Origin of the sequence: Gilliamella sp. B2887 (assembly GCF_026537015.1) — a bacterium.
GTDB lineage: Bacteria > Pseudomonadota > Gammaproteobacteria > Enterobacterales > Orbaceae > Gilliamella.
The window spans coordinates 297,681-309,721 of record NZ_JAFNMX010000001.1 but is presented as its reverse complement, the minus strand read 5'-3'; the positions used below and the strand labels follow the sequence as shown (position 1 = coordinate 309,721).

Here is a 12,041-nt window from a genome sequence, read left to right as displayed (position 1 = left end):
GGGCAGATCAAATAAGTAAACCCCCATGCATCGGGTAGCGGTATTGTTTAGCAGTTCATCGACTTGTTGCTGTTGTTGGGTTGTGAGAGTAACCATACGTATATCCTTAGTTAAGTAGCGGTAAGTAACAAATAAAATAATGAGTAGAGCGATAATTAAGAGGTAATGCTCATGCGTTAGGGGCGGTCTTTTTTTCATTTTGTTTATTTACCTCAAGTAAAATATTGACAACCGCACGCAAGGTGAATTCTTGCGTGATTGAATTTTTGTATGCTGGTTCATGCTCTATGGGCAAATGCATGCGTACTTTAATGTTTTCGATGGGGATTTCCCCGGAACGTTGAGGTACCGTGCCATCGCCATTACTCACCGCGGGTTTGAGGGTATAGCGCTCAGCAATGTTACCTTTATAATCTTGATACTTTACATGTGTGCGTCCGGCTTTTCGTTGAACTTCAATCCAATAGTTATTTTCAGTGGTTACGGTTCGGGTTTCTGACATTTCACTTAAATCTAAACGATTTTCGGCACCTATATGATTTTTAAACGGTTTTTTAGCTTCAGACTTATAACCTTGAATATACTCTCCTTGCCAATGCGCAGTATCATAGGTTAAGTATTTCTCTTGTATGTTTTTACCATGATCAATCCCATAAAACACATACGTATTTTTAAAGTACTTCTTGTTTATAGCTTCATGAAATGGTTTTACCAAATCCTTTATAATTGATTCATATTCTTCCCAGTCACTTTGCATTTGTGTTAAATCATGATTGGTATTAAACGGATTAATCAAGTGAGGTTCACACACGCACCACCAATCTTTTTTATTTAAGTAGATCTCTTTATATGGGTCGGTTTTAGGGTAATAGTCTGATTTAATTTCCGGATTAGTAATGGTGAGCCAACCCATACCATAATCGGCACTGGGTAATAATTGTAATGGCCCCGGCGCTTGGCCTAAAACAGCGGTCATTTCGGCTGCATCTTTCCCCAATACATTTGCTATAGCCCAGTTAGCTTCGTTACCTCGTTTCATTCGGGTATAAGCTGCTACCGCACCGGTGGCCGGTTGCACACCATTAATGACGCCATAGACTTTTTCACGACCACCGAGGACTTCGGTGTAATAGCGGGCAACCAATCCGCCCATGGAGTGGGTAATTAAAATCACTTTGTCGCAAATTCTACCCTGTTTTTTATAAAAAGCAGGAATGGTTTTTTCCACTAAAGTTTTTAAGCGTTTAGCACTTTCTTCATTGGATTCTAGCCAATTATAACCCATGGCATAAAGGGGCAAATCATAGTTTTTACAAATGTCGATTTGTGTTTGGGTAAAGGTTAGTGTAATTTTGTCCTCTTCTTCATTTTTATCTTTATCTAGTTCAAATGAAGGGGACTTGGTTAAACTGCGTAATTTATCAGAAAGTTGACCATTAGCTTGAAATAAAGAAGATTGAAATTTTTCTAGAAACTTACCATAACTTATATAACCTACCGTACCCCAACCCCGTTCACGTCGGGTCCCAAACAGTTTGTTTTCAGGGTGATTTTTAATGGCTTTATTTATTTGTACTTGTGTGGGTTCATTACTGGGGTTAATGCCTTGATCTTCAGCCATACCATAGGCTTGAATCAGATTAATCTGATTAGTTGCCGCATCGATCACTTTTCCACGATTATCAACTTGGGTTTTTTGGGGATGTAATTTTTTTCTTCTGGCTTTGGCGTTTCCAAATCGCCATAAAATCCATTTTGCTAAACTGGTTATATTATCTAAACGCCAAATCGCTTCAGTATCGTCATCTTCACCATTATTTTCATTGTCATCTTCATATCTGTTTTTTTGAGCTTTAACCTTTAAATTACTGCCCATTACCCCAGGCAGAAAAATAATCGGGATGACTTGACGCTCTTTTTTAAGCGTTATGTGTTCAATACTGTTATCAGAACGCGGTACGGTATTGAATTCAAATTGTTGATGATTGTTATTTTCAGTCATGTGCTCTTTATCCTTATTATCATGACACCAATTTTTGATGGGTGATTAATTGCAAATAGACAGTACCTTGGTATTCAATGAGGGTTAATTGATCGCGTAAATGCGTTCTTACACGTTCACTTGCTAATGTTAAAGTAAAATATTGAGTTAATTTGCTTGGTTTAGCAAAGGTCATATCAATATCGTGCAGTAGTTGTTGGTTATCTTCACCCATTGCTAATTGATTTGTGGCAAGGGCTAACTGTATTCGATGATTTTTATTTAATCCTGATAGCCAAATATCGTTAATGTTTTCAGGTGAAAACTGAGTATAAGTAAATAGCTGTTGCAAATCAGCCGATAAATCATGCTCTGAAATCATTAAACGCCCTAACCACGATTGAGCCGTTTGTATTTGGCTGTCAATCAATGATGTTCCTCCAATGAGTAGTGCACTAATGAATTTACTGTGATTGCGGTAGTTGGTATCACTGTATTGACACGTTAAGATGAGTGATAATTCGATATCATCAATATGTTGATATAATTCTGAAATCCAAATGTTATAGTCCATAATAGGTTCTGCACGCAAATCCCAACGATTAAAAATGGCGTTTAGCAGATCTTCATCTTCCATTAGTGCGTTAGGTATATAGATATGGCTTAAATATTTACGATAATGAGGGCATTGCTGTTCCAGATTTTGCTTTACTTCATCCAGAAACCAAAAAGATTTAGTTGAGGCAGTCGCATTAAATAGTGGTCGTGCTTTTAGTGGGTAGAGTGGTATTTTGGTTAGTTCACCTGTTAATGCCTGCACTCCATTGGGTTCGGCACAAATAACGTGACTTGCAAAAATGGGAAGCTGTGTTTTGCTCCAATTTTGCCAAAGTTTGGTTGATTCTAGGTTTTGTTTGGTGATTTCGTTGTTATAAACATCATCCGAATATAGGTTGGATACCTTAATTGCTAATGATATAAACCATAGAATCATTGGTAATATGAATGCAAAAAAACAAAATAACAGGGAATCATCGCCGTCATAGATAAATAAGGTCACTATGAAACTAATCAGTACAAGCAATAAAAAGCTTAATCCCCATAATAAATAGGAGATTTTTTTGATAGGTTCGTGCTCTAATGGCCTAGGAATATTCCATCCCATAAATCAGCTCCCTTTTGTTAATAATTTTTTACAATAATTATTGGTAATCATTGACCTGTTAAATTTTGTTTTCAGGTTCTATTACCACGGTAATTGGTTCTATAAATTGGCCAAACTGTTCGGGTAGTTTGCCGTTTTCGTCAGTTATCGTATTGATCTCACTGTTGTCTGCACGAATAATTCTTACTTTTCGGTTTTTGACTGGAGTGCCATCATGTTGCCAAAGCAGTCGGGATTTAAAAGAATAATTACTTGTTTTTTGTTCATTCGACATTTGACTTAAACTATCTGGACCAGTTTTTTGCCATGTCGCTGCCCGACAAATGACATTATCTGGTGCAGCTATGTCAATTGAACCATCAGCAAGACGAATGTAAGCACCACCACAAGTTAAAATAAGTTCTTTTTTAGCCGAAATAATTGTTCGCCCTTGTTGACTTACCATTGTCAGGTCTTTTTGTGCAGTGAGTGACATTTCATCACTCTGCGCCTGAATATCCACTTTGCCATGAGAGGCCAGCAATTTAATCCCCAATTTTTGTGAAAATAAACTGATGATTTCGCCTGCTGCCACGGTAAATTTTCTTAATACATTAATATCGGTGTGTTGATGACTGGCGAACATAATATTTTTACCTGCCGCTAATTGAATGTTGTCTGGTGTGACTTGGGCAATTCCTTTAGGTGATGATAATAAAATGGACGCCTGTTTTAATTCTGCCAGCGATTGGGTGAACAGTTTTTTTTGACTTTCTAAGTCGGCTAATTCAGCTTCAGCTTGTTTGGCGGCACTTTGTAATGCCGAGACCATATTAACGGTTTTTTCAAGTTGTTCTTTGGCTTCTTGCATATTAAGTTGTATATTCTGCGCTTTAGATTGTTCGTCAGCAGTGATAAATACGCCTTTACCTGCACGTATCGCTCCCCATTCATCAGTACGTAATTCAAAACCTTCACCACGCTGATTTTTTTCCCCATCAACCAGATGACCTAAGTTAAGTTGAGTTTTGCCATATTCGGTAGAGAGTTTGATATGTTCTTGCCCACGTTTATCATCCATTCTTAGTTTATTGTTAGCTGGGGTACGAATCACATTTCGATGCTTATTGGCCGTCGCGATGTGATCGGGATGCATACTATCGTGCATAGCATGAGCAATATAGGGTCTATCAGGATTACCATTCGTAAAGGCTATGGCTACTGCGGTTGAATCAATTAATGGAAAGTGAAAACCATAAGTTTCACCGGCATAAGGTTTAGCAAGCCGGACCCATAAGCTTTCGTAACCGTTTTTCCAATTTTTTAAATCAAAATTGAATTTGACTCGATAGCGTCCTTGAATATCAATGTAGGCGTATGTATCGTTATCAGGACTGGTTACTTTGGCTGGTAACGTACCACTAACTTGTGGCCATGGTAAGGGCGTAGGGCGATAAGGTTTAAGCTCATCATAGGCAATGGCAGTAAAATGGGTTTGATAAGGATAAGTTCTGTCTCCATAATTTTGTGTCGAGAGAATAATAATACCATTATGGATATCATTAATTGGACATTGAGGTATGATAATATGTTGACCGGGAGCAAGATTGTAGTCATTGCATTTGCCAGAAATAATAAGTTTGCCACTGATATACTGCTGATGGCGAATTTGTGCATACCATTGACCACTTTCAATGGTGCGTTCGTCTCCCCGCAATTTGTAATGCTCTTCATAATGATAGTCATCACCACGGGTGGTGATATCTTTAGGTTGGGTATTGATTTGAGTATTAAGATCACTGTCAGCTGAGCGATAGTTATAGTCGTTAACAATGACATTTTGGGGCTTGGTGTGGCTGGTGAATTGTAAATCCCAGACACTGTTTTGATGATCATCATGCATTCCACTTGGTGTTTTGAGTGAAATGGTGCCACCGTCTGCAAATCCTTGTTGATCATCACTTATTACCATCACATCACAATAATGCTCAGGATGCGTTTCAAAACGGAACCAGATCCCAACATCTGCAAGCAATCGTTGTATAAAAGTGAGATCACTTTCTTGCCATTGAGTAATAAACTCCCTTTCGGGATAAGTTTCTTTAAGTTCAAATCGGTAATCAATACCAATAAAATGATGGTTACGCAGGACTTCTTCTACCACAGCAACAACACTTTGATTTTGATAAATTGCGCAGTGATAGCTATTTGCCAGCAATGCTAAGCGTGGTTCAAGTGTCACCTGATAGCGAGCTTCATCTTTATTAATAGATAACAGGCTGAATTGAGTAATAATGCCATGAAGCGTTTTTGGTTTTTGATTTAGATTATAAGAAGTAAGATGTGTTAAGGTATTGGCTAAATTGTGAGTCTGAAAAGTTAAAGAAGCATGTTGGCTAAGTACTGAATCAATCTCAATATGCTTATTTGGGCATGTGAAGATAATGTTGTAATGCCAAGGTATATTTAACGCTTCATTGCCCTTAATGGATTCAATAGAAGGTAAGGTTAACTCGTTATTTAAACCTTCAATGTTGAGCGAATAGTTATTAAGTGACGAGTTATTTATGAACGATGAAATATTGTTAACGATTGACTCCATAGAATTCATAATGCATTCCTTTAATTTAGATCGTTATGGTTTGTTGATTAATTTAAACCAAATAATTCATAATAATGACAATCAATATACGCGAAATAACATACGATGTTTTTTTGAATAATGCAATCTTTATTTCATTACTGAAATAAATAAGATTCTGTAATAATTATTTTATTTATTGTATTGTTTTATATCGATGTTTTAATTTATTATTGAAAGTTAACGACAGAAGGAAAACGTGATTTAAAAATTTTTTGCTGTTTGTAAGATTGAATTACCATGAGTGAATTTGGATAAAATTCACTCATAACATTAAACGTTAAATGTTCAACAATGTTTTGATTGATAGATAAATTGTTTAACTTCATTTTATGGTTTGCAATCAAAGTTGATGTGAATCAATGTTTGTTATCAATATCGAGTTTATTTGCTTAAAATAATGGAGCTAATAATTGAGTGTTCTGGTATTATATTTGCTAATAACAACTATCGAATAATATTGATATGAAAATTCTCTTTGGTGTTCAAGGAACAGGAAATGGCCATGTCAGTCGTTGTAGAACATTAGCCAAAGCTCTTAAAATAGCTGGTGCTGATGTTGACTATATCTTCAGTGGCCGTAATCCTAAAGACTATTTTGATATGCAAGCTTTTGGTAATTATAAAACCTATCGTGGTGTGTCATTTGCGACACTAAATGGCAAAATCAATTTTCGTAAAACCGTTCAGCGAATTCGAGCCTTTCGCCTGGTTAAAGATGTTCGTGAACTCGATTTGTCAAAATATGATTGTATTATTAGCGATTTTGAGCCAGTTAGTGCTTGGGCTGCACATTATCAGCATCGGGACTGTTTAGGTATCAGTAATCAGGCTGTATGCCAATATCTTAAGCCTAAAGAATATGGGATGATAGCGAATGTAATTATGAAGTATTATGCGCCTGTCACTAAACCCATTGGCCTACATTGGTTTCATTTTGGGCATAAATTGATTCCACCAATGATTGACTCCTTTAACGTTGCACCAACTGAAGATGGAAATATTATTGTTTATTTGCCTTTTGAAGCATTAGACGAAATTACGTTAATGTTGAAACAGTTTCCGGATCATCAATTTATCTGTTTTCATCCGGATATAAAGCAACTGTCACAACAAAGCAATATTATTTTTCAACCACTTGGTCGTGATAATTTTACCGCTGCTTTAGTCAGTTGTTCCGGTATTATTACTAATACTGGTTTTGCCCTAATTTCAGAAGCGTTAGTATTAGGTAAAAAGATTTTGACTAAGCCTGTATCAGGACAATTTGAGCAAATCTATAATGCACGTTGTTTGATTACGTTAGATATGGCAACTGTTATGGAGAGTTTAAATTGTATCAAACTTAAATATTGGTTGAGCTTACCTTCTCCTAAACCAACAATCTATCCTAATGTAGCAACCGAATTAGCAAATTGGATAGTTTCCGGACAGACAGAGCCTTTACTTTCTTTAAGCCGAAGGTTGTGGAGTGAAACCATTTTTCCAGAAAATGTAAATCAACGAATTAAATCTTTAGGATACGTGTAATTAGTATGATTTTAAGTGTTATCGTTGCTATGGCACATCATCGTGTTATTGGCCAAAATAATCAAATGCCTTGGCATTTACCCGCTGATTTGGCATGGTTCAAAAAAAATACACTCCATAAACCTGTGATTATGGGGAGAAAAACGTTTGAATCGATTGGTAGACCGCTTCCCAATCGTCATAATATTATTGTTTCACGGCAAGCTGTCAGTGACCTTAATGCCAACCCAAATATAAGCTGGGTGCAATCGATCGAGGCAGCTTTATCACTCGTGCAAGCACAGCACGTAGAAGAAGCTTTTGTCATTGGTGGTGGAAATATTTATCAGCAGGTTTTACCTTTAATTAATCGGCTGTATTTAACGCACATCGATGCCGATCTTCAAGGAGATACCTATTTTCCCGATTATTTACCTGAGCAATGGCAGGTGATTTATCAACAAGATCATCAAGCCGATGAGCAAAATAGCTATCCATATCAATTTGAAATTTTAGAACGTAAATAACCTTTTGTGCATAATTGCCACTTAAATGTGGCGATCTTATGCTAAATTAGCCTTGAAAACGTTTGGCTTCAATCACATCGGGTAGTTGTTTTATTTTATTAAGAATGCGATTTAATGAATCTTGATCAAAGATTTTCATGTCTACCTCAATGGTTGCTAATTGTTGCTTTATATCTGAACGGCTTATAAGTCCAAGTACCTGTATTTTTTCGTTAGCTAATATTGTTGTGATATCCCTTAATAAACCGCTGCGATCGTTAGCAACGATTTGCATTACCATGGTATAGCCTGAGTGCGTATTGTTACTCCAAACAGCGTTAGTGATGCGTTCAGGAGCGTGATTTTTTAGATCCAGTAACTGTTCACAATCAGCACGATGGATTGAAATACCCCGTCCTTGAGTGACAAATCCAGCGATAGGATCACCGGGGATAGGACGACAGCAATTAGCAATGGTGTACATTAAATTTCCTACACCTTCTATAATAATTTCACTGCCTTTTTTATTGCCTGATTTGTTGTTATTTTTAGTTTGTGTATTTGATTTTTGAGCAATTTGCTTTAATACGGCTTCGTCTTCCTCTTCTGCCGTTGGTTTATTAAATTGAGCATTAATAAAATTAACTAACTGATTAATTCTAATATCACCACTGCCAATACCGGCAAGAACTTCGTCAAATGAGTGAGCATTGTATTTACTGATTAGTACTTTTTCGACACTTTTTAAAGTAATGTTTAATGGCTCTAGCTCATTGTGTAAGATTTGTTCACCCGAGGCGATGTTTTTTTCACGATCTTGTTTTTTAAACCAGGCCTGAATTTTAGCTCTGGCACGACTACTGTTCACAAATCCGGTATTTGGATTTAACCAATCGCGACTTGGATTGGGTTGTTTTTGGGTAATGACTTCAACTTGATCGCCCATTTTTAAATTATAGGTAAAAGGGACAATGCGTCCGCCTACTTTTGCACCAATACAGCGGTGTCCTACATCACTGTGGATGTGATAGGCGAAATCAAGTGGAGTCGAACCGGCTGGTAAATCAACCACATCCCCTTTAGGCGTAAAAACATAGACTCGATCATCAAAAATTTGGCTGCGTACGGCTTCTTGAATTTCACCACTTTCAGACATTTCTTGTTGCCAAGTTAGCAGTTTACGTAACCAAGAAATTCGCTGATCATAAGCAGTCATTTTATCGGTACTGCCTTCTTTATACTTCCAATGCGCAGCAATACCTAGTTCTGCGTCATTGTGCATTTGTTCAGTACGGATTTGAATTTCGATCGTTTTATCTTGCGGTCCATAAACGACCGTATGAATGGATTGATAACCGTTCGGTTTTGGATTGGCAACATAGTCATCAAATTCTTTAGCAATATGTTTGTAATGACTATGAACAATACCTAAAGCGTTGTAACAATCTTCGATACGATCACAAATGATTCGAACTGCACGAATATCATAAAGTTCTTCAAATTTCAGATGTTTACGTTCCATTTTGCGCCAGATACTGTATATATGTTTAGGGCGTCCATAAACTTCAGCACGTATGTGATCTTGATTCATTAAATCTTGTAGGTGCTTAACAAATCGATTGATATATAATTCCCGATCTAAGCGCTTTTCTTGCAATTTTTTGGCGATAAGGCGATATTTATCAGGATATAAATAGCGGAAGCAAAAATCTTCCAGTTCCCATTTTAATTGACCAATGCCTAATCGGTTAGCTAGGGGTGCATAGATGTTAAAGCACTCTTTGGCGGCTAAAACTTGTTCTTCTTGCGGGGCAGACATCAAATCGCGTAAATAAGTAATGCGTTCTGCTAATTTAATTACAACACTGCGAAAATCATTTACCATTGCCAGTAACATGCGGCGAATACTATCAATTTGTTCCGTCGTTGCACTGCCGTTACGAATTGCTCGTAAGTGGCGAATTTCTTTCATTCTTACTATGCTGGAAATAATATTTGAAATTTCGCGATCGAAATCTTCGGGAATATCTTCTCGACGAATAATTTTGGTGTCAACGAAAGGAAGTAATAACGCGGCACACAGACTGTTAATGTCCATATTAAGCGTCGATAAAATTTCGACCATTTCAATCGCATTTTGGAAGCAGTGGATCTGTTCAGGTGCACCGGCACTGTTTTCAAAACAAAAGTCCCAAACTTCTTTGAATTTTTTATAAGAGGTTGGATTGACTAATAATAATTCTTGACTGGTCCATCTTTCAATATCAAATTGTGCAAGAGAATAATGCTCTTCACTGTGTTGATGGGCTCCTCTAACTGATACCATAATTACTATCCTACTTTGTTAACAGCAACATTGATTCAATGTGCTTGGTTTGCGGAAACATATCCAAAATAGCAACTTGAGCAATTTTATATCCTTTATCAATAAATTGCTTACAGTCTCTCGCTAGGGTAGCAGGGTTGCACGAAATGTAAACAATCTTTTCTGGTGCTATCTTCACAATTTCTGCTGTAGCATTGTAAGCACCTGCTCTAGCAGGATCTAATAATACTTTTTCAAATTTAGCATGACTCCATGTCGAAAGTTGCTGTTGATCATCTAAATTATTAACTAAAAAATGTGTTTTAGCACAAATTTCTTTGTTGTTTAATAAAGCATTGAATTTGGCTTTTTCAACCAGAGTATGGATGCCTTCAATTCCAGTAACCGATTTACATAATGTTGACATCGGCAATGAAAAATTACCCATTCCACAAAATAGATCTAATACATTATCCGTTGGTTTTAATGTTAACCATTCCAAAGCTTGATTAATCATTTTTTGATTAATTTTGCTATTTACTTGAATAAAATCAAGTGGACTAAAGGTTAACTTTAATTGATTGATTAAATAATAATGTTCTTTGTTCCCCCTAATGTGGACTAATTCTGTTCCGTAAAAATAGAGCGTAAGTTGATGATCTTCAGCAAATTGTTTCAGTATTTTGGTATCTTGTGGTGTCATTGGTAATGTGTGTCTTAATACAATCAGCACACCACTATCTACGGCGATTAATTCAATGTGACCGAGCGCTTTTTTTTGGGTAATTTTGCGTAGACAATGTTGTAATGGAGCAAGTAATAAATCTAATTGTTCAACCAATATTGGACAATGCTCAATATTGATTATTTGACTTGATTCAGCCTGACGAAATCCAATAAATAATTCACCTTTAACAAGATGAATTGCCAATCTTGCTCGTCGGCGATAATGGTAAGGTTGATCGGCAATTATTTGCGGTGAATTTTTAACAATATTTGCTAAAGACTGTCCACTTTCTTTTTGTAATAAGTTAATCAGTGCCGTATATTTGGCATGTTGTTGTAAATGTGATGAGATGTGTTGGAGTTCGCAACCACCACATTTTTTAAAATATTCACATTGAGGTTTAACCCGTTCGTTACTTTGATTGTAATATTTTATAACCGTCGCTTTCGCGTAATTTTTTTTATCTTCTGTTAATTTAATATCAACGGTTTCATCAGGTAAGGCTGACTTAATAAAAATTGTTTTGCCGTTGTGACTAGCAACACCTTGTCCAAAGGCATCAAGTGACGAAACAGTAACGGTCAATTTTTGGGAGGTAAGCTTTTTTTTGGTTGGTGTGTAAAATTTAACCATAATCGTAAGTTTAAAATCTAAGTTAGTCGTTTTAACAATTCTATTTTGACATGGGTAGGCACTAAATTGGTAATATCACCACCATGATAAGCCACATCTTTGACAATCGTTGATGAAATAAAGCCCATGGCTATTGATGGCATCAAAAATATAGTGTCTAAATCTGGTTTTAATGCACGATTCATTTCGGCAAGTTGTCTTTCATATTCAAAATCATGTGTGGTGCGTACCCCACGAACAATCACTGTAGCATTATGTGTTTGGGCAAAATTAGCCATTAAATTATCAAAACCAATAATTTCGACATTAAGAAGATGCTCAACAGCAGTAGATGCTAGATTAACTCGTTCTTCTAAGGTGAAAAGTCTATTTTTATTAGGACTTTCAGCAACCGCAACAACTAAACGAGGAAAAAGTAATGATGCTCGGGTAATGAGATCAATATGCCCATTAGTAATGGGATCAAACGTTCCAGGGAAGATTGCGGTTAAAGTTTTGCTTTTCATTTATTATGTTATCCATTAGCAAAGATGTGAATATCATACCTAATTTTGCTCAAGATTGTTAGTTTAACGTGATAGAAGCAATTGTTTTT

At 36.4% G+C, this 12,041-nt stretch carries 8 protein-coding genes; 2 read left to right on the top strand and 6 right to left on the bottom strand.

What is annotated here, in order from left to right:
• Positions 1-169 precede the first annotated feature (169 nt).
• Genes J3U13_RS01380 through J3U13_RS01370 form a run of 3 tightly spaced genes read right to left on the bottom strand, consistent with a single transcriptional unit; the run spans position 170 to position 5,736 of the window.
• Positions 170-2,002, bottom strand: coding sequence for a lipase family alpha/beta hydrolase (locus tag J3U13_RS01380; protein WP_267339598.1), 1,833 nt, complete (start codon positions 2,000-2,002; stop codon positions 170-172).
• A 19-nt stretch (positions 2,003-2,021) separates the two neighbouring features.
• Positions 2,022-3,146 (bottom strand): hypothetical protein, encoded by a 1,125-nt coding sequence (locus J3U13_RS01375; RefSeq protein ID WP_267339597.1) that lies wholly within the window; start codon positions 3,144-3,146, stop codon positions 2,022-2,024.
• Between the two features lie 58 nt (positions 3,147-3,204).
• Entirely contained in the window at positions 3,205-5,736 is a 2,532-nt protein-coding gene (locus J3U13_RS01370; protein ID WP_267339596.1) for a type VI secretion system Vgr family protein, read from the bottom strand.
• 495 nt (positions 5,737-6,231) lie between these two features.
• Between J3U13_RS01370 and J3U13_RS01365 the strand changes: the two genes are divergently transcribed.
• Together J3U13_RS01365 and folA are read left to right on the top strand one after the other, a co-directional pair.
• A complete protein-coding gene (locus J3U13_RS01365) occupies positions 6,232-7,296 on the top strand; it encodes an MJ1255/VC2487 family glycosyltransferase (protein WP_267339595.1) in 1,065 nt (354 codons plus the stop codon).
• Between the two features lie 5 nt (positions 7,297-7,301).
• Positions 7,302-7,802 carry a type 3 dihydrofolate reductase gene (folA, locus tag J3U13_RS01360; protein WP_416380315.1) on the top strand — a complete coding sequence of 167 codons (501 nt, stop codon included), beginning with the start codon at positions 7,302-7,304 and terminating at the stop codon, positions 7,800-7,802.
• A 46-nt stretch (positions 7,803-7,848) separates the two neighbouring features.
• Here folA and relA read toward each other — a convergent pair whose 3' ends face one another.
• From relA to coaD, 3 genes are read right to left on the bottom strand one after another with little or no spacing between them, the layout of a single operon-like run.
• The gene (gene relA / locus J3U13_RS01355; protein ID WP_267339594.1) at positions 7,849-10,107 is read right to left on the bottom strand and encodes a GTP diphosphokinase; all 2,259 of its coding nucleotides are present in this window, start codon (positions 10,105-10,107) and stop codon (positions 7,849-7,851) included.
• Positions 10,108-10,117: 10 nt separating this feature from the next.
• Complete coding sequence (rlmD, locus tag J3U13_RS01350) at positions 10,118-11,446, bottom strand: 23S rRNA (uracil(1939)-C(5))-methyltransferase RlmD (RefSeq protein ID WP_267339593.1); 1,329 nt, start codon at positions 11,444-11,446, stop codon at positions 10,118-10,120.
• A gap of 17 nt (positions 11,447-11,463) precedes the next feature.
• Positions 11,464-11,952: a pantetheine-phosphate adenylyltransferase gene (gene coaD, locus J3U13_RS01345; RefSeq protein ID WP_267339592.1), complete on the bottom strand. Its 489-nt coding sequence runs from the start codon at positions 11,950-11,952 to the stop codon at positions 11,464-11,466.
• Positions 11,953-12,041: the final 89 nt, after the last annotated feature.

Bases quoted from the DNA above. Each gene is read 5' to 3' on its own strand.
- J3U13_RS01370 (WP_267339596.1), bottom strand. From the start codon at position 5,736: ATGAATTCTATGGAGTCAATCGTTAACAATATTTCATCGTTCATAAAT.
- coaD (WP_267339592.1), bottom strand. From the start codon at position 11,952: ATGAAAAGCAAAACTTTAACCGCAATCTTCCCTGGAACGTTTGATCCC.
- relA (WP_267339594.1), bottom strand. From the start codon at position 10,107: ATGGTATCAGTTAGAGGAGCCCATCAACACAGTGAAGAGCATTATTCT.
- J3U13_RS01365 (WP_267339595.1), top strand. From the start codon at position 6,232: ATGAAAATTCTCTTTGGTGTTCAAGGAACAGGAAATGGCCATGTCAGT.
- rlmD (WP_267339593.1), bottom strand. From the start codon at position 11,446: ATGGTTAAATTTTACACACCAACCAAAAAAAAGCTTACCTCCCAAAAA.
- J3U13_RS01375 (WP_267339597.1), bottom strand. From the start codon at position 3,146: ATGGGATGGAATATTCCTAGGCCATTAGAGCACGAACCTATCAAAAAA.
- J3U13_RS01380 (WP_267339598.1), bottom strand. From the start codon at position 2,002: ATGACTGAAAATAACAATCATCAACAATTTGAATTCAATACCGTACCG.
- folA (WP_416380315.1), top strand. From the start codon at position 7,302: ATGATTTTAAGTGTTATCGTTGCTATGGCACATCATCGTGTTATTGGC.